The 18,716-nt window shown below is 66.8% G+C and carries 14 protein-coding genes (1 of these 14 cut by a window edge); 9 read left to right on the top strand and 5 right to left on the bottom strand.

The features are described 5' to 3' along the window. The first annotated feature begins 19 nt into the window (after positions 1 to 19). Entirely contained in the window at positions 20 to 1,513 is a 1,494-nt protein-coding gene (locus CVN68_RS10695) for a tryptophan halogenase family protein (RefSeq protein ID WP_324871761.1), read from the top strand. Beyond that, the gene (locus CVN68_RS10690; RefSeq protein ID WP_100282192.1) at positions 1,510 to 2,910 is read left to right on the top strand and encodes a tryptophan 7-halogenase; all 1,401 of its coding nucleotides are present in this window, start codon (positions 1,510 to 1,512) and stop codon (positions 2,908 to 2,910) included. Before CVN68_RS10695 ends, CVN68_RS10690 begins: the two co-directional genes overlap by 4 nt. A 5-nt stretch (positions 2,911 to 2,915) precedes the next feature. Here the strand turns inward: CVN68_RS10690 and CVN68_RS10685 are convergent, their stop codons facing one another. The 3 genes from CVN68_RS10685 to CVN68_RS10675 form a co-directional block, all read right to left on the bottom strand. Continuing rightward, complete coding sequence (locus CVN68_RS10685; protein ID WP_100282191.1) at positions 2,916 to 4,340, bottom strand: efflux transporter outer membrane subunit; 1,425 nt, start codon at positions 4,338 to 4,340, stop codon at positions 2,916 to 2,918. A gap of 134 nt (positions 4,341 to 4,474) precedes the next feature. Beyond that, positions 4,475 to 7,660, bottom strand: a complete 3,186-nt coding sequence (locus CVN68_RS10680; protein ID WP_100282190.1) for an efflux RND transporter permease subunit — start codon at positions 7,658 to 7,660, stop codon at positions 4,475 to 4,477. Positions 7,661 to 7,666: 6 nt separating this feature from the next. Beyond that, the gene (locus tag CVN68_RS10675; protein ID WP_100284343.1) at positions 7,667 to 8,884 is read right to left on the bottom strand and encodes an efflux RND transporter periplasmic adaptor subunit; all 1,218 of its coding nucleotides are present in this window, start codon (positions 8,882 to 8,884) and stop codon (positions 7,667 to 7,669) included. A 390-nt stretch (positions 8,885 to 9,274) separates the two neighbouring features. On the opposite strand from CVN68_RS10675, the gene hisS reads away from it, so the two are divergent. From hisS to CVN68_RS10645, 6 genes are all read left to right on the top strand, one after another. Further along, positions 9,275 to 10,519: a histidine--tRNA ligase gene (gene hisS, locus CVN68_RS10670; RefSeq protein ID WP_100282189.1), complete on the top strand. Its 1,245-nt coding sequence runs from the start codon at positions 9,275 to 9,277 to the stop codon at positions 10,517 to 10,519. Next, a complete protein-coding gene (prfA, locus tag CVN68_RS10665) occupies positions 10,516 to 11,589 on the top strand; it encodes a peptide chain release factor 1 (RefSeq protein ID WP_100282188.1) in 1,074 nt (357 codons plus the stop codon). Before hisS ends, prfA begins: the two co-directional genes overlap by 4 nt. A gap of 69 nt (positions 11,590 to 11,658) precedes the next feature. After that, positions 11,659 to 12,498: a peptide chain release factor N(5)-glutamine methyltransferase gene (prmC, locus tag CVN68_RS10660; protein WP_100284342.1), complete on the top strand. Its 840-nt coding sequence runs from the start codon at positions 11,659 to 11,661 to the stop codon at positions 12,496 to 12,498. Positions 12,499 to 12,621: 123 nt separating this feature from the next. Next, positions 12,622 to 13,659 (top strand): DUF4167 domain-containing protein, encoded by a 1,038-nt coding sequence (locus CVN68_RS10655; protein WP_324871756.1) that lies wholly within the window; start codon positions 12,622 to 12,624, stop codon positions 13,657 to 13,659. 103 nt (positions 13,660 to 13,762) lie between these two features. Further along, positions 13,763 to 15,133, top strand: coding sequence for a DUF4139 domain-containing protein (locus CVN68_RS10650; protein ID WP_199560296.1), 1,371 nt, complete (start codon positions 13,763 to 13,765; stop codon positions 15,131 to 15,133). A 50-nt stretch (positions 15,134 to 15,183) separates the two neighbouring features. After that, on the top strand, positions 15,184 to 16,710 hold the full coding sequence (locus tag CVN68_RS10645; RefSeq protein WP_233503678.1) for a DUF4139 domain-containing protein: 1,527 nt from the start codon (positions 15,184 to 15,186) through the stop codon (positions 16,708 to 16,710). A 2-nt stretch (positions 16,711 to 16,712) separates the two neighbouring features. On the opposite strand, the gene CVN68_RS10640 is transcribed toward CVN68_RS10645, so the two are convergent. Next, positions 16,713 to 17,012 carry a hypothetical protein gene (locus tag CVN68_RS10640; protein ID WP_100282184.1) on the bottom strand — a complete coding sequence of 100 codons (300 nt, stop codon included), beginning with the start codon at positions 17,010 to 17,012 and terminating at the stop codon, positions 16,713 to 16,715. A gap of 65 nt (positions 17,013 to 17,077) precedes the next feature. On the opposite strand from CVN68_RS10640, the gene CVN68_RS10635 reads away from it, so the two are divergent. Then, positions 17,078 to 17,506, top strand: a complete 429-nt coding sequence (locus tag CVN68_RS10635) for a CBS domain-containing protein (RefSeq protein ID WP_100282183.1) — start codon at positions 17,078 to 17,080, stop codon at positions 17,504 to 17,506. On the opposite strand, the gene CVN68_RS10630 is transcribed toward CVN68_RS10635, so the two are convergent. After that, positions 17,503 to 18,716, bottom strand: the 3' portion of a protein-coding gene (locus tag CVN68_RS10630) for a lipopolysaccharide biosynthesis protein (protein ID WP_233503677.1). 265 nt of this gene lie beyond the right edge of the window; only the last 1,214 of its 1,479 coding nucleotides appear in the window; its start codon lies beyond the right edge, outside the window; it ends in the stop codon at positions 17,503 to 17,505. The two genes, CVN68_RS10635 and CVN68_RS10630, sit on opposite strands and share 4 nt — an antisense overlap.

Here is an 18,716-nt window from a genome sequence, read left to right as displayed (position 1 = left end):
CTCCGGGAGAGGGGGCGAGGTGAACCAGCCACGCAAGAAAATGATTGTCGTCGGCGGCGGCACGGCCGGTTGGATGGCTGCGTCGGCGATCGCCAGGATGCTGCCGCATGCGGCCAGCGTCGAGCTGATCGAATCCGCCGAGATCGGCATTGTCGGGGTAGGCGAGGCGACTCTTCCGCATCTGCGCGCCTACCTCCAGACGCTCGGGCTCGACGAAGCAGAGTTCATGGCCGCCACCCATGCCACGTACAAATTGGGGATCGAGTTCCGCGATTTCGGCAAGCCGGGCGACGCCTATCTCCACCCGTTCGGCGATTTCGGCCGGCCGCTCAACGACGTGCCGTTCCTCCACTGGTGGCTGCGGATGCACGCGCTGGGGCAGGGTGGCGAGATCGCCGATTATTGCGTTGCCAACGTCATGGCCGCGCAAAAGCGCTTTTCGCCGCCCGCCGCCGATCCGGACGCTTTGCTCTCGGCGTATAGCTATGCCTATCAGTTCGATGCGACTCGCTTCGGACCCTTCCTGCGCGGCTTCGCCGAGGCGAGGGGGGTCAAGCGCACCGAAGGCAAGATCGTCTCGGTCGAACGCGACGGCGGCACCGGCGACGTCGTAGCTTTGGTGCTCGAGAGTGGCACGCGGATCGAAGGCGATTTGTTCGTCGATTGCTCGGGCTTTCGCAGCCTGCTGCTTGGCGACGCGCTGGGTGAGGCTTGGGAGGATTGGTCGCACTGGCTCCCCTGCGATCGTGCGATGGCCCTGCCTTGCGCCTCGCCGTCGGGCGAGATCGAGCCGCTCACGCGCGCCACTGCCATGCCGGCCGGATGGCGCTGGCGCATCCCGCTCCAGCACCGAGTGGGCAACGGCTATGTCTATTCGAGCGCGCATCTTTCCGACGACGCGGCGTCGGCAGCGATCCTCGGTGCGATCGAGGGTGAGCCGCTCGCTGATCCCCGCGTGCTCCGCTTCAAGGCCGGGCGCCGCAAGCGCAGCTGGTCGCACAATGTGATCGCGGTGGGTCTCGCCTCGGGCTTCCTCGAGCCGCTCGAATCGACCAGCATCTATCTGGTGCAGATCGCGATCCAGCAGCTGGTCGATCTGTTTCCGATCGGCGGGATCCAGGCTGCCGACCGTGACGAATTCAACGCCCAGGTCGACTATGAATATGACCGGATCCGCGACTTCCTGATCCTGCATTACCACGCCAGCACCCGCGACGATTCGGACTTCTGGCGCGACGTGCGGCACATGCCGATCCCCGACAGTCTCGCGGACAAGATCGAACTCTTCCGGCGCGCCGGACGCATCCAGCGCTATAGCCGCGGGCTGTTCTTCGCGCCGAGCTGGATCGCAGTGCTGATCGGGCAGGGCGTGATGCCGCAAGGCTGGGACCAACGCGTCGACACCGCCAATCCGCACGAGCTCGGCCAGGCGCTCGGCCGGCTGCGTGTGCAGATCGCCAGCGACGTGGCAACGCTCCCCGGCCACCGCGTGGCGCTCGGTCTGCAGGCATGAGCGACCGCGCGATCCGCAGCATCGCGATTCTCGGCGGCGGCATCACGGGATTGTCCGCCGCGGCCGCCTTCGCCCGCGCGCTGCCGCAGCTCGCGATCACCGTGATCGAGACGCCGCCCGATCCCGCCGCACTCGCCGATCGGCTGCCCGGCAGCACGAGCGCGATCCACCGCTTTCATGCGAGCATCGGCCTCGACGAGCGGGACTTGCTTCGCGCCGGCGCCGCAGTGCCGCGGCTCGGGTTGCGTTTCGAGAACTGGTCCACAGGCGCCGCGACCTGGTATCATGTCCACGGCGAGCATGGCGCGCCGACGGGGGCCGTCGCCTTCCACCAGCTCTGGGCGCGGGCACGGCGCGAAGGTCGCGCCGAGGCGTGGCACCGTTACGCCGCTGCGGGGGTGCTCGCCGAGGCGAGCAAATTCGTCCACCCGCAGCCGGGCACTCCGCTCGCCACGTTCGACTATGCGCTGCGGCTCGATCCGGAACGCTATCGCCCGATGCTGACCGCCTTGGTCGATCGGCTCCGCGTGGCGCGGTTCGCGGGCGCGTTCGGCACGATCGAGCGGCGTGCAGACGGCGGTGTCGCAGCGCTGATGTCGGCCGACGGACGGCGAGTCGAGGCCGATCTGTACGTGGATGCTTCGGGTCCCGCCGCACCTTTGGCGGACGCGGTTGCGCAAGACTTCGAGGATTGGGGAAGCGTGTTGCCCTATGACCGCGTCGAGATCGGCGAGGCACCGACGAGTGCGGCGGATCCCAACGATACGATCATCGGCGGCGCTGGCGGTTGGCAATTCGCCGCGTCGTTGCCGGGCAAGACCTTGCTCGGCCGCGTCCACGCCGATCGGGGGGAAGGGACCTCGATCGCGATCCGCCCCGGCCGGCGCGCTGCCCCATGGGTCCAGAATATCCTCGCAATCGGCGATGCCGCTGTCGCGCTTGATCCGTTGCACTGGCCCAATCTCCACCTCGCCCAGAGCAGCATCGCGCGCGCGATCGAGCTGCTCCCGGGCCGCGATTGCCATCCGGTGGAGACCGCCGAATATAATCGCCGCGCGCGGGCCGAGGCCGAGCGGATGCGCGATTTTCAGGCGCTGCATTATCTTCGCGCCGGCGCGAAGATCGAAGTGCCGGACAGCCTCGCGCGCGTCGTCCAGCAATTCGAGCAGCGCGGGCGGTTCGTTCATCAGGACGAGGACGGCTTGCTCGAGGAAATCTGGATCTCGGCGTTGCTGGGGCTGGGCGTGGTGCCGGGTGCGACCGACCCGCTGGCCTTGGCGGTGTCTGCCGACGCAGCTGCCTCACGGATGGCCGAGATGCGTGCCGGCCTCGCCACGCTTCCCGCGCGACTGCCCGGCTACGCCGATTATCTCGCGCGGTGCGGAATGCCGACCTGACGGGGTTAAGGCTGCGGTATCGCCGCCTGCGGTCCTTGCGAGGTTACTTGCAGCAGCGAATCGCCGCCCAGCGTGCGATATAGCGTCACGAGATTGCTCGCCCGCACCAGTCGAGTATTCACGAGGGTACGCCGAGCCGAATACAGCGAGCGTTGCGCGTCGAGGCTAGACAGGAAGGTGTCGATCCCGCCGCGATAGCGCGCCTCGGCGAGCCGGAACGTGTCGGCTGCCGCATTGGTCTGCGCCTCGGTGGCGCGCAATTGCTCGGTGATCGTCCCGCGCCGGGCCAGCGCATCGGCCACCTCACGGAACGCCGACTGGATCGCGCGCTCATAGCTGGCCACTGCCGCCTCGCGCTGCGCTTCGCTCAGCCGGACATTGGCGCGGCCGGCGCCGGCGTTGAAGATCGAATAGCTCGCATCGGCACCGCCGGACCAGTTGAACCCGCCACCGCTGAACAGCCCGGTCAGCGCATTGCTCGCGAGTCCGAGCAGCCCGGTGAGCGAGATGCGCGGGAACAGGGCGGCCCGCGCCGCGCCGATCTCGGCATTGGCGGCGCGGAGCGCATATTCGGCCTGCACTACGTCGGGGCGGCGGAGCAGTATGCTCGAATCCACTCCCGCGGGAAGCTCGGTGATCGTCGGTGCGGCTTCGTCGAGCGATGCGGGTAGCAGCGCCGGATCCACCGGTGCCCCGATCAGCAATTGCAGCGCGTTGACGTCCTGCGCCAGCGCCGTGCGCTGCTCGGCAAGGTCAGCGCGTGCGCCTTCGAGCACTTGCTCGGCCTGACGCAGATCGGTGCGCGGCGCGATCCCGCCTTCGAGACGCGCCCGGGTCAGGCGGACGCTGTTCTCGGCATTGGATGCCGTGTCCTGCGCGATCTTGAGCAGACTCGCGTCCGCTGCATAACGCAGCCACGCGTCGGCGATGTCGCCGACCAAAGTCAGCCAGGTCGCTCGCGCGCCGGCTTCGGTCGCGAAATAGCGGTTCTGCTCGGCGCGAGTGAGCGAGGCGACCCGGCCGAACAGGTCGAGCTCGAACCCGGTGATCCCGGCGTCGGCAGTAAAGCGGGTGCGGGTGCCCGATCCCGCAGATGCGCTGCCGCTCTGGCCATTCGAAACCGTCGCGCCGGCGCCGGCCGTGACTTCGGGGAGACGTTCGGCGCGCTGGATGCGATATTGCTCACGCGCGACACGGATGTTCGCCGCGGCCACGCGCAGATCGCGATTCTGGGTCAGTGCCTGTGCGATCAGCTTCTGGAGCCGGGCATCGCGGAAAATGTCGCGGTACGTCACGGCCGGCAGCGTCGCTTCGCTGTTGATCAGGTAGGCGTCGCCGACCGGCCACGAAGGCGGTACCGGCGCCGCGGGCTGTACGTATTTGGGCTCCACCGAGCAGCCGGCCAGGGCGAGGGCCAGAACCGCTCCCATTGTCGCCCCGGCCTTGTGCCGGGGTCCACCGTGCGGCTTGGCAAGGGGCGAGAGGCGAGCGGCGCTCGGTTGCGGCACCGTGGACCCCGGCACTTTGGCCGGGATGACGATGTTGGAGCGGAGAACCCTGAACATCATGCCGTGGCCTCCGGAGGCTTGCGCCGCTCGCGCACTGCCTTGAGCCCATCGCGCACTCCGCGGCGGACCAGCACGAAGAACAACGGTATGTAGAAGATCGCAAGGATCGTCGCGGTCAGCATGCCTCCAATCACCGCAGTGCCGATCGCGATGCGGCTGTTGGCGCCCGCGCCGGTCGATATCGCCAGCGGTAGCACGCCGAAGATGAAGGCGAGGCTGGTCATCAGGATCGGCCGGAGGCGGATGCGGGCCGCTTCCAGTGCCGCGTCGATCACGCGCTTGCCCTCCTTCTCGGCGCGCTCGGCGAATTCGATCATCAGGATCGCGTTCTTGGCGGCAAGGCCCATCGTGGTGAGCAGGCCGATCTGGAGATAGACGTCGTTCTGCAAGCCCCGCAGCGTGACTGCGAACACCGCGCCGACCAGCCCGAGCGGAATTACCAGCAGCACCGCCACCGGGATCGACCAGCTCTCGTAGAGCGCCGCGAGGCACAGGAACACGACGAGCAGCGACACCGCATAGAGATACGGCGCCTGCCCCGACGACAGCCGCTCCTGGAAGGAGAGGCCGGACCAGGCGACGCTGGTGCCCGGAACCTGCGTAGCGAGTTCCTCCATCCGGCGCATCGCGTCGCCCGAACTCTTGCCCGGCGCGGCCTGGCCCTGGATTTCGAACGCCGGAATGCCCTGGAAACGCGACATCGTCGTCGGCGCGGTCGCCCAGCTGGTCTGTGCGAAGGAGGAGAAGGGCGCCATCTCGCCGCTGCGGGTGCGGACGAACCATTCGGCGATATTGTCGGGCGCGGCGCGATATTGCGCATCGCCCTGGACATAGACGCGCTTCACCCGGCCGCGATCGATGAAGTCGTTGACGTAGCGGCCGCCCCAGGCGGTCGACAGGGTGGAGTTGACGTCGCTCTGGTTCACTCCCAGCGCGGCGAGCTTCTGCTGATCGATATCGACCTTGAGCGTCGCCACGTCGGGCAGATCCGAGAGGCGTACCTGCGCCAGCTCGGGATCGTTGTTGGCAGCGGCAAGCAATTTGTCGCGCGCGGCGAGGAACTGTTCGCGCGGCATCCCGCTCGAATTCTGGAGCTGCATCGTGAAGCCACTCGATTGGCCGAGCCCGCGGATCGCCGGCGGCACCAATGCGAAGACCTGCGCGTCGCGGAAGTTGCGGAATGCGCCCGACGCGCGCTGGACGATCGCTTCGGCGCCATTCTCCTTGCCTTTGCGCTCGGACCAGTCGGCGAGGTTGATGAAGCCCTGTCCGGTGTTCTGGCCGCTGGCGCCGCCACCACCGCCGCCGCCGGTGACGGTGAACATCGTCGCCAGGTTCTTGCTTTCCTGCTCCCTGAAGTAACGCTCGACCGCACGCTGCACTTCCTGCGTGCGGCTCTGCGTCGCGCCCGCGGGCAGGCGGAACTGCACCGATGCCGCGCCCTGATCCTCGGTCGGCAGGAAGCCGGTGGGGAGGCGGGTGAACATCAATACGAGCAACAGGCACACGGCCGCGTAGAGCAGCAGGAACAGCCATTTGCGGTTGACCACCGTGGTGACTGCGCCGGTATAGCGCTCGACGCCGCGATCGAAATTGCGGTTGAAGCCGTCGCGCGCGCGGCCGAAGAAGCGACCGACTGCGGGGAAGCGCCGCTCGACCCAACCGCCCTGATGCTCGCTCTTCTTCTTGAGCAGAGTAGCGGTCAGCGCCGGCGTCAATATCAGCGCGACCAGCACCGACAGCACCATCGCCGAAACGATGGTCACCGAGAATTGCCGGTAGATCACGCCCGTAGAGCCGCCGAAGAACGCCATCGGCAGGAACACCGCCGAGAGCACCAATGCGATGCCGACCAGCGCCATCTGGATCTGATCCATCGACTTGATCGTCGCGTCGCGCGGTGAAAGATCGGGATCCTCGTCCATCAGCCGCTCGACATTCTCGACCACGACGATCGCGTCGTCGACGAGCAGGCCGATCGCGAGCACGAGACCGAACAGGGTCAGCGTATTGATCGAGAAGCCGAGCGCGTAGAACACCGCGAAGGTCCCGAGCAGCACCACCGGCACTGCGACAAACGGGATCAAGGTCGCGCGCCAGCTCTGCAGGAAGACGAACATCACGATCACGACGAGGACGATCGCCTCGATCAGCGTCTTCACCACTTCTTCGATCGAGAGCTTGATGAACGCGGTCGTGTCGTTGGCGTAGGCGAACTTGAAGCCGGCTGGGAAGCCGCGTGCGATTTCCTCGACCTTGGCCTTGACCAGTTCGGCGGTCTCGAGCGCGTCGGCGCCGGGAGCCAGGCTGACGGCGATGCCGGCGCCGGGATGGCCGTTGACCCGGCTGACTGCATTGTAGCTCTCGGCGCCGAGCTCGACCCGCGCGACGTCCTTGAGCAGCACGTTGGCGCCGCTGGTCTCGGTCTTGAGGATGATTCGTTCGAACTGCGCCGGGGTCTGGAGACGCGACTGGGCGGTCACCGTGGCGTTGAGCATCTGGGTGCTCGGTTGCGGCTGGCCGCCGATCTCGCCCGCGGCGACTTCGGTATTCTGGTTGGTGATCGCAGTGATCACGTCGCTGGGCATCAGCGCATAGCTCGCCAGCCGATCGGGGTTCAGCCAGATTCGCATCGCATAGGGCGCACCGAACACGTTGGTCTCGCCGACGCCGGGGATCCGCGCGAGCTGGTCCTGCATGTTCGAGGCCATCCAGTCCGATACGTCCTGGTTGGTGCGCTTGTCGGTCTCGTCATAGACGCCGACGATCATCAGGAAGTCGGGGTTGGACTTGGTGACGCGCAGCCCCTGCTGCTGGACCTGCTGCGGGAGCCGCGACAGTGCCTGCTGGACCTGGTTCTGGACCTGGACCTGCGCGATGTCCGGATCGGTGCCCTTCTCGAACGTCGCCGAGATGTTGACCTGCCCGCGTGACGTGGAGGACGAGCTGAAATAGATCAGCCCGTCGATGCCGGTCAGCTGCTGCTCGATCACCTGGGTGACCGAATTCTGCACTGTCTCGGCCGAGGCGCCGGGATAGGAGGCGCGGACATTGACCTGCGGCGGCGCGACGTCGGGATATTGCGCGATCGGCAGCGACATGATCGCGCCGACGCCCATCAGCATGACGATGATCGCGATCACCCAGGCGAAGATCGGGCGATCGATGAAGACGCGTGACATGGGCGGTCAGCCGCCCTTCTTGGCGGCGGCGCCCTGTGCACCCTGGTCGCCCTTCGGCGCCTCGATGCGCTGCGGGGTGGTGACGGGGACGGGGCGAATCTCGGCGTCCGGGCGCAAATTGGCGGTGCCCTGGACGATGACCTTGTCGCCGGGCGCGAGGCCCTGCGTCACCACCCAGTTCGCGCCGAGGGTGCGTTCGGCGATCACGGTGCGCGCAACCGCGCGGTTGCCCGGCCCGACGACATAGACGGTGGCATTGCCGCGCGGATCGCGCGACAGCCCGGCCTGGGGCACGAGGAACGCCTGACGGTTGATCGCCTGCGCGAACGCGGCGCGCGCGAACATACCGGGCAGCAATATGCCCTCGGGATTTGGGAATCGGGCGCGCAGCGTCACTGTCCCGGTGTTCGCATTGACCATCACTTCGGAGAATTCCACCGTTCCGGTCTGGCCATAGTCGCTCCCGTCCTCGAGCTTGAGGCGGACCACCGCGCTGGCGGGCGCGAGCCCGCCTTGCGCCAGCGATCTGCGCAGCGCGAGCATGTCGGCGCTCGATTGCTGGATATCGACATAGATTGGGTCGAGCCGCTGGATCACCGCGAGCGGATCGGCCTGATTGGTGGTGACGAGTGCGCCTTCGGTAACCAGCGAGCGGCCGATCCGGCCGGTGATCGGGGCAGGGACGCGCGTGAAGCGCAAATTGATCCGCGCGGTGCGCAACTGCGCGTTGGTCTGCGCCACGCCCGCCGCCGCCTGCCGCGCCTGCGCTGCGGCATCGGTGTAATCCTGCTGGCTGACGGCCTCCATCTTCGCGAGCGGGCGATAGCGATCGGCGCGGATTCGGGCGGCTTCGGCCGTGGCGCGCGCGCTCTGCAGATTGGCTTCGGCCTCGGATGCCTGCGCCTGATAGAGGCTGGGATCGATCTGGTAGAGCGTCTGGCCGGCGCGGACGATCGAGCCCTCGGTGAAGAAGCGCCGCTGGACGATCCCGGCGACTTGCGGCCGCACTTCGGACATCTGGAACGCAGTCACCCGGCCGGAAAGCTCGGTCACCACCGGCACGCTGGTCGGTTGCACCACGACGAAGCCGACCTGCGCCGGACCGCTCGCGCCGCGTCCGCCCTTTTTCTGCGCGTCGGCGCCACTGCTGCCGCACGAGGCGAGGAGGAGTGCCGTAGCCGCCAGCGCAAGAGCCGATCGGCCGGGAAGGTTCGAAGGTTTCAGATTCAATTCGCAGACCCGCTCGTAGCGCCTTGGGGAGGCGCAGTTCAGTTCCGAAACTCGCCCATAGGACAGCTGGTTGCGCGGCTACCAGCGTAGAAATGTATCAGAATGTGTCAGCCATGTCCCCGGATACACGAAAGGCCGCTTCCCTCGCGGGAAACGGCCTTTCCATTGTCAGCCGCTGCGGCCAGCGACCCGTATTCAAAGCCTCAGCGGGCGGCTCCGACGAAGCCGACCGAAGTCCGAGTGCGCACCGCAGACGGCGTTTGACAATGAGACATTCGATCACCTCCTTCCATGTTGTTGAACTCGAACGGGAATATGGGCGGGGCGCGGCGCATTTAAAGGGAGTGGCGCAAATTTTATGAACGCCCTAGAAACCCGGCCGAAATGGCACGTATCGAAACCCCCAAGCGCATCCGGGGCACTCAGGACATTTTCGGCGACGAGCAGCGACGTTTCGCTACGGTGCTCGACACGTTCGAACGCGTCCGGCGGCTCTATTGCTTCCAACGGCTCGAGATTCCGATCTTTGAGGCGACCGGCGTCTTCGCCCGCTCGATGGGCGAGACCAGCGACGTCGTCTCCAAGGAAATGTACACCTTCGAAGACCGCGGCGGCGATTCGCTGACCTTGCGCCCCGAATTCACCGCCGGCATCGCCCGCGCGTACATCACCGAGGGCTGGCAGCAATATGCGCCACTCAAGCTCGCTACCTCGGGTCCGGTGTTCCGCTACGAGCGCCCGCAAAAGGGGCGGTTTCGCCAGTTCCACCAGGTCGACGCCGAGATCATCGGCGCGGCCGAGCCGGCCGCCGATGTCGAGTTGCTCGTGCTGGCGGACCAGTTGCTGAAGGAGCTGGGCATCACCGAAGGGGTGACGCTCCAGCTCAACACCTTGGGCGACGCCGAGACGCGCGACGCGTGGCGCACCGCTTTGGTCGCGCATTTCGAGGCGCACCGCGACGCGCTGTCCGAAGACAGCCAGGTCCGGCTCGACAAGAACCCGATGCGCATCCTCGATTCGAAGGACCCGCGCGACCGCCCGATCGCCGACAGCGCGCCCGATATCGACGCGTATCTGACCGAGGAGGCCGCGGCTTTCTTCAAGGCAGTCACCGACGGCCTCGACGCGGCCGGGGTGCAATGGACCCGCAACAGCCGTCTCGTCCGCGGGCTCGATTATTACCGCCACACCGCCTTCGAGTTCGTCACTGATCGCCTCGGCGCACAGGGCACCGTCCTCGCCGGCGGTCGCTATGACGGACTGATCGGCTCGCTTGGCGGGCCCGAGACGCCGGGCGTGGGCTGGGCCGCGGGTGTCGAGCGGCTCGCGATGCTGATCGAGGAGCCGGCGGCGGAGCAAGCCGACGTGATTCTCGTGATCGAAGAAGATTCGGCGTTGAATACTGGCTTTCGAGCCCTGAAGCTGTTTCGCGAAAACGGCCTCTCCGCTGAAATGATTGCATCCGGTTCGCCTAGAAAGCGATACGACAAGGCAGTGAAAGTCCGCGCTAAAGTGATTGTGTCCATTCGCGGCGATGAGGATTCGTCGAATATCAGCACACGGGCGGACACGGGCGTACAAGAGCATGAGCAGGTCAAGGAGCTGATCCTGCGGTTGGTCGACGCATGATCAGCATCCCCGCCGACCGTATCGCCGCGATCGAGGCGCGGCGCGACGAATTGCAGGCGCAGATGGCGACCGGCGACTTGCCGGGCGACCGATACGTCCAGGTCTCCAAGGAATATGCCGAGCTCGAGCCGGTGGCACAGGCCGCGGGCGAGGTCCGGCGGCTGCGCGCCGAGGCGGGCAGCCTCCAGCACATGACGCAGGACGCCGACGAAGAGCTGCGGGCGATGGCGGTCGAGGAGCTGCGCGCCAATAACGATGCTCTCGCCGCCGCCGAACGGTTCCTCGCGCTCGCCTTGCTGCCGCGGGATGCCGCCGACGAGCGCCCGGCGATGCTCGAAATCCGCGCCGGCGTCGGGGGCGACGAGGCGGCGTTGTTCGCCGGCGATCTGCTGCGCATGTACCAGCGTTATGCCGATCGCATGGGCTGGCGGATCGAATTGATCACGGCCTCCGAATCGGAATTTGGCGGCTATAAGGAAGTCGTGCTCAGCGTCACCGGCGTCGGCGTGTTCGCCAAACTGAAGTTCGAAAGCGGCGTCCACCGGGTCCAGCGCGTCCCCGCAACCGAGGCGGGCGGACGCATCCACACGTCTGCCGCGACGGTGGCGGTGCTGCCCGAGGCCGAGGAAGCCGATATCCGGATCGACGACAAGGATCTCCGGATCGACATCTATCGCGCGTCGGGGCCGGGCGGGCAGGGGGTCAACACTACCGATTCCGCCGTGCGCATCACTCATTTGCCGACGGGCACGATCGTCATCCAGCAGGACGAGCGCTCGCAGCTCAAGAACAAGGCCAAGGCGATGAAGGTGCTCCGCACCCGCCTCTACGAGGCCGAACGCGACCGGCTCAACTCGGCCCGTGCGGGCGCGCGCCAGACGATGGTCGGCTCGGGCGATCGTTCCGAACGCATCCGGACCTATAGTTACCCCCAGGGCCGGGTGACCGACCACCGCATCAATCTGACGCTCCACCGCCTGCCCGAAATCCTCCAGGGCGAGCTGGACGAGTTGATCGGCGCGCTGACCGCGCAGGACGAGGCGGACCGGCTGGCGCAGCTGGATGGGTGATTTCTGCTTAATTCCCCTTCCGCTTGCGGGAGAGGTTAGGGGAGGGGAGTGCCGCGAGCGGGCTGCGGCATGACAGCCCCTCCCACAACCAAGGGAGTTCGGACGACACTTGCCGAAGCGACGCAGTTACTCTCGACCGTCACCGACACGGCCCGCCTCGATGCCGAACTGCTCATGGCCCACGCGCTCGGCATCTCGCGACAGGAGCTGCTGCTCCGCCATCTCGACGTTTCCGTCCCGGCTACCTTCGAGCCGCTCCTCCAGCGCCGTCTCGCGCATGAGCCGATCGCCTATATCACCGGCATTCGCGCCTTCTGGACGATCGAGCTGCAGGTCGGCCCCGGCGCGCTGATCCCGCGGCCCGACAGCGAGACGCTGATCGAAACCGCGATCGACTATTTCGACGAGCGCGCGCCGATGCGGATCCTCGATCTCGGCACCGGCCCTGGCACCTTGCTGCTCGCCGCGCTCGATCAATGGCCCGAAGCGCATGGGCTCGGCGTGGACGCGTCCGAGCCCGCACTTGGCTATGCCCGCAGCAATGCGGATCGCCTCGGCATGGGGCACCGCGCCGAATTGCGCCTCGGCGATTGGACCCGCGGTCTCGATGGCCGCCAGTTCGATCTGATCCTCGCCAACCCGCCTTATATCGGCACGCACGAGCCGCTGCCGGCCGAAGTGCGCGACCACGAACCCGCTTCGGCGCTGTTCGCCGGGCCTGACGGTCTCGATGACTATCGCCGCATCATTCCAGCGCTCCCCGATCTCCTCGCGCCCGGCGGCGCGGCTATGCTGGAGATCGGCTGGACGCAGGCCAAAGCCGTCTCCGCGCTGGGGCTCCAGAGCGGCCTGTTGCCTGCGGTTCATTGCGATCTGGGCGGGCGTCCCCGCGTGGTACTACTTACTTGAAACCGACGCGCCGGCGCCCCATATTTCCTCTTGGAGATTGGTGCTCCACGGGCTAAGACGGCGCCGGGGCGAGGCACTTTCAACCAAGTTGTTGAAACATAGGGCTAAGGCTCACTCCAGGTCATGTGTGCCGCTGCAGTCCGGCGGCCATGGCGAGCGGAAGTGCCGGGATCGGCGCTGTCCGCAATTGCAACGCGCATCCGGGACCCCGATGGATCGACGGACGGCTTTAGTAGACAGGACATACAGACCTTGATGAACAATCGTCAGGCTAATAACGGTCGCCGTCGCGGCCGTGGTGGTCAACAGCGCCAGGGTGGCGGCAGTCCGAACCAGGGCAATGGCAATCGCATCGACAATCGTGCCCGCGGCAATGCCGCGCAGCTGCTCGAGAAGTACAAGAACCTTGCTCGCGATGCGCAGATGCAGGGCGATCGGGTTAACGCCGAATATTATCTCCAGTTCGCGGATCACTATTTCCGGGTGCTGAGCGAGACTCGCACGCGCTTCGAGGAGGCGAATCCGAACCAGCCCCAGCAGCGCCGCCCGAGCAACGATATCGACGGCGACGACGAGGATTTCGATTTCGAGGCCGAGGGCAATCGCGGCGACGAACCGCAGCGCGACGATCGCCCGCAGCAGCGCGAGCCGCGCTACGAGCGTGAGCCTCGCCAGGATCGCGAGCCGCGCCCGGACCGCGAAGCGCGCCCGGACCGTGAGCCCCGCCAGGACCGCGAGCCCCGCCAGGACCGTCAACCGCGTCCGGATCGTGAGCCCCGTCAGGACCGTGAAGCGCGTCCGGATCGCGAACCGCGCCAGGACCGCGAACCGCGCGAAGGCCGCCGCGACCGCCCGAATGGCAACGCTGCGAATGGCTATGCCAACGGTCATCAGGCTGAGGCGCAGGAAGCGCCCGCTCCCGAACTCTTCCCTGAGCAACGTGACGCTGGCGAAGCACGTCCCGCGCGTGCCGCTCGCGGCCGTGGGCGCCCGCGTCGTGACGAAGCTGCCGAGGCCGAAGCCCCGCAGGGCATCGACGCGGCGATCCTGCCCCCGGCCTTCGGCGACACCGCTGCCGCGAACGATGCCGAGGAAGCGCCCAAGAAGCCACGCCGCCGTCGCACCGTGAAGAGCGACACCGAGGTGCCGCCGGCCGCCTGATATCTCCCGCGTTGGGCTAGCCCTTCGCGATCAACCTGCTAGCATCCTCCCTCGGAACGGTCCGGGGGAGGATGCTTTGCGTTTGACGGCTCTTATTGTGTTGGTGATTCCTTTCGCCGCGCACGCCCAGGTCCAGCCGGCATCGGTGCCCGCGCCGGATCAGACCGCACAGGGCGACGTGGCGGTCACCATCTACCAGAACGGCCAGTCGTTGGTGCAGGACGTGCGCCAGCTCGATCTTCCCGCCGGCCGCACACGCCAGGATTTCCCCGACGTGTCGGCGCAGATCCGTTCGGAAACGGTGACCCTGTCCGGTCCCGGCCTCGGCATCGTCGAGCAGAATTTCGATTACGACCTGCTCTCGCCCGACAAATTGATGGAAAAGGCAGTGGGTTCGGTCGTCACGATCGTGCGAACCAATCCCGCGACCGGCGCCGAGACGCGCGAACAGGCGCGGGTGCTCGCCGCAAATGGCGGCATCGTCCTCCAGATCGGCAACCGCATCGAAGTATTGCGCGACGACGGGCTGCCGGTGCGCGTGATCTTCGACAAGGTGCCCGAAAATCTGCGCGCCCGCCCGACACTGTCGGTGACGCTGCAGGCCGCCCGCGCGGGGCGCGTGCCGGCGACGCTCACTTATCTGACTCCCGGGCTCGGCTGGACCAGCGACTATGTGATGCTGTTCGACGAAGCCAAAAGCGCGATCGACATGCAGGGTTGGGTGACGCTCACCAACAATACTGGCACCACCTATCGCAGCGCGGACGTTCTGCTGATCGCGGGCAACCCCAATCGCGGCGGCAATGGCGGCCTGGCGCAGCTCGGCGATTCGACGATCGAGCAGGCCGGCACCGAAAGCGGCCCGCGCGAGACATTGGGCGATTATTATCTCTATCCGCTCGGCGAACGGACCACGATCGCCAATGCCCAGCAGAAGCAGGTCAGCTTCCTCGACGTCAAGAACACGCCGGCGCGCAAGACCTATGAATGGACCAATGGCTGGCTGGAGACCCAGTCGGATCCGCGCAGCGCCGCGACCGTGCTCAAATTCTCGACTTCGAAAAATGGCGGTCTCGGCGATCAGCTCCCTTCGGGGACGATCCGCGTCTATATGCGCGACACGCGCGGCGACCCCCAGTTCATCGGCGAGAGTCGCGTCGCGGCGGCGCCGATGGGTTCGGCGATGTCGATCCGCACCGGGGACGCATTCGACGTGAAGGGCGCGGCCGTGCTGGTCGAGCGCAAGCGGCTGTCCTCGTCGCGCTGGCGAACTTCGATGCGCTATGATTTCACCAATGCCCGGCCCGCGCCGGTGACGGTCGATCTCGCCCAGAACGGGCTGTGGGGCGACGTCCGGCTGGTCGAGCAGAGCCAGCCCGGCGAGCGCGTCTCCGCCGACCGGATGGAGTGGAAGGTGCCGGTGCCCGCCAACGGCAAGGCGTCGGTCACCGTGGTGTTCGACACGCGCTACTGATGCGCCGGATCGCCCTTTTACTTTCGCTTTCGCTCGCCGCCTGGCCTGCCATGGCGCAGACCTTGGTAGAGTCCGACAAGATCGATGCGGTTTCGGTCACGCTCTATCGCGATCCGGACCGGCGCGATGGCGCGATACCCGCAGGCGGCTGGCCGGGCGGCTATGCCTTGGTCACCGAGACCCGCACGATCCGTGTGCCTGCCGGCAAATCGGTCATCCGCTTCGTCGGGGTTTCCGAAGGGATGATGCCCGAAACCGCGATCGTCACTGGCCTGCCGCAGCAGGTCGGCGAGAAGAATCGCGACGCGCGGCTGCTGTCGCCCGCGGCTTTGATCGATGCCTATCTCAAGCGCCGCGTGACGATTCGCCGCACCAATCGCGCGACGGGGAAGGTCACTGAAAGCGAGGCCCTCATCCAGTCGGGACCCGGCGGCGGCGTGCTGCTGACCACCGCGCAGGGAGTCGAGGCGCTGGGCTGCTCGGGCATGCCCGAAGCGCTTCGCTATCCCGGTGTCCCCGCCGACCTCTCGGCGAAGCCCACACTGTCGGTGACCACCAACAGCGCCGCAGCTGCGACCGTGACGGTGCAGATCTCCTATCTGGCGCAGGGGTTCGACTGGTCGGCCAATTATGTCGCGCAGGTCGCCGAGGATGGCGAGACGCTCGACCTGTTCGCCTGGCTGACCGTGGTCAATGGCGGCAGTCAGGGCTTTGCCGGCGCAAGCACCAACGCGGTGGCGGGCGCGCCCAACAAGGAAGCCGCCGCGGCGCTGCCGAAAGCGCCGGCGCCCGAGCTCCATCTGCGCTGCTGGCCGATGGACACCACCAGCACCTATCCGCGCTGGGGGATCGAGCGCCTGCCGTCGCCTGAGCCCATGTTCGAAGAGGGCGCTTCGGATATCGTCGTAACGGCGCACCGGATGCGGGTGGAGGGCATGGTGATGTCGGCGCCTGCGCCGGCGCCGATCGCGGTGATGATGGCGCAGCAGGAAGAACTCGGCGACCTCAAGCTCTACCGTGTTCCCGAACCGGTCACCGTCGCCGCGCAGAGCCGCAAGCAGGTCGCGATGATCGACCGCAAGAAGGTCGGCTTCGCACGCGTCTACACCGGTGTGTTCCAGCCGTTCGGCTATAGTCCGGCTGGCGTTCTGCCGAGCGTCGCGGCGTCGCGGATATTGCGCACCCGCAATGTCGATGAACGGGGGCTGGGGCTTCCCCTGCCGGCGGGCAAAGTCGCGGTGTTCGAGCAGGCGCGTTCGGAATCGCTGTTGGTCGGCGAGAGCGATCTGGCCGACCGCGCCATCGGCGAAGAAGTCGAGTTCACCACCGGCCAGAGCAACGACGTCCGTTACAAGATCGTCCCTCGCCCGCCTTCGAGCAAGCGTCAGCCCTTCACCATCGAAGTCACCAATGCGCGCTCGACGCCCGAGACCTTCGAGATGGCGATTCCGGGCACGCTCGCCTCGGTGGACGCGGAACTGGTCGAGCATAAGGGCGTCAAGACATGGCGCGTGACCGTCCCGGGCAATGGCAGCGCGAAGCTGGAATTCGCATTCAAGCTCGAGAAGAGGCGCTGACCTCAGTCGAGGTCGATCTCGTCCTTCAGCCGGTCCTCGACTCGTTCGTCATGGCCGCTGCCCGAGCTAAGGAACATCAGCCCCATCAGCGCGGCGGCGAGCATCATCGTCAGGAACACGCCGAGGAAAGTCGCGCTGGCGGTGACGAAATCGAGCCCGCCCAGCCAGCGCCAGAGCACCAGCTCGGCCACACCGACGGTCCCCAGCGAGACCAGAGCCATCACCTCGAGCATCCGCTTGTACCGCCCCCAGGCGAAGGCGGAATATTCCGGATCGTCGAGATCGTGGCGGGGCGTGCCCATGGCTTTGCAATTGGGCGCGAATCATGGGAGAAACAACCGCCTGAACCCGAAAGCGGAGACGAGCGATGACGATCTCGGCAATCCTGGGGGGAAAAGGGCGCGACGTGGTGTCGATCTCGGGGGATCGCACCGTGGCCGAAGCGGTAGCGTTGCTCGCCAGCCGCCGAATCGGCGCCATCCCGGTGATGGACGGCGAGTCTGTGGCGGGCATTTTCTCCGAACGCGACGTGATCTACGGCCTCGAGCGCGAGGGCGCCGCGGCGCTCGACCGCATGGTCCGCGAGGTGATGACTGCGCCGGCGCTCACCGTCGCGCCTGACGAATCGGTGCTCGGCGCGCTTGCGCTGATGACCCGGCGGCGGATCCGCCATCTGCCGGTGGTAGAGCGCGGCCGCTGCATCGGCTTCATCTCGATCGGCGATCTGGTGAAATATCGCATCGAGCGCATCGAATCGGAAGCCGACGCGATGCGCGCCTATATCCAGGCGGTCTAGCCGCGGCGGTTGCGGATCAGCGCGACGACTTCGTCGAGCGTCTCGCGCGCGAACAATGCGAGCCATCCGCCATAAGCCATGACTCCGGCGCATCCGAGCAGTGCCAGCTGTGCGAGTGCCGGCATCGGCGGCAGCACGCGCGCCAGCAGCGATACGATCAACGCCATCGCGACCGCCGCGAACACCGGCGGAGTGAGTCCATCGACAAGGTCGCGCAGCCGAACGCCGATCACCGGCAAGGTCCGCCAGGTCGAGATCGCCAGATAGAGCGGGTAGGCGGCGAACCATGCCGCGATCAGCCCCATGATCCCCCAATGCACCCCGATCAGGAACGCCGCCGGCAGCAGCAAGGCGCCGGTCGCGCCGTTCTTCGCGCTGATTCCGGGCCGGCCGCAGGCGTCGCTTGCCGGCGCATAGAGCGTCTGCAGCGTCATCATCGGCATCGCCAGCGCGAGCCAGTGCACCACCGGCGCGGCCTCGATCCATTTGGCTCCCAGCACCACTTCGACCAGTGGATGCGCGGTCACTGCGAGCCCGAGATAGAAGGGCATCGCGACGACGAAGATCACGCGCGCCGATTTGACGAACGCCGCGGCGACGGCGGCGCGATCATCCTTCATTCGGGCATAGGCCGAGAAGGCGACTTCGTTGAGCGGCGGCACGAACTTCGAGACGAAGATCTGGGTGAGGAACAGGCTGGTCGTATAGATGCCGAGCATATGCGGATCGAACAGGCGGCCGGCGATGAACACATCGGCCTGGCTCTGCAGGAACCAGAAGATCTGCCCGGTCGCCATCACGCCGCCATAGCGGGCGATGTCGCCTGCGCCGCGAAAGTCGAAGCTCGGCCACATCAGCGCATTCGCCGCCCAGGTCATGCCGACCGCGCGCACCGTGAACAAGGCGATCGGCGCTGCGACCAGCGTCCACACCCCGAGTCCCGCCCAGGCGCCCACCAGCGCAGTCGCCGCGCCGGCGACTCCCGAGACCAGATTGACCTGGGCCTGTTTGCGGAAATCCATCTCGCGCGCGAGCAGTGCATAAGGGAGGGCGATGAACGGCGTCGCCACATAGAGCAAAGCCTGCACGCGCAGCAGGTCGGCAACCATCGGCTGGCGATAATAGGCCGCGGCGAACGGCGCGCATCCGAACTGGATCGCCGCGAGCACGAGGTTGAGCAGGATCAGCATCCCGAACAACTGGCGCTGGG

Source organism: Sphingomonas psychrotolerans, assembly GCF_002796605.1.
GTDB classification, from domain to species: domain Bacteria; phylum Pseudomonadota; class Alphaproteobacteria; order Sphingomonadales; family Sphingomonadaceae; genus Sphingomonas; species Sphingomonas psychrotolerans.
This window is presented reverse-complemented; position numbering and strand designations above follow the sequence as displayed.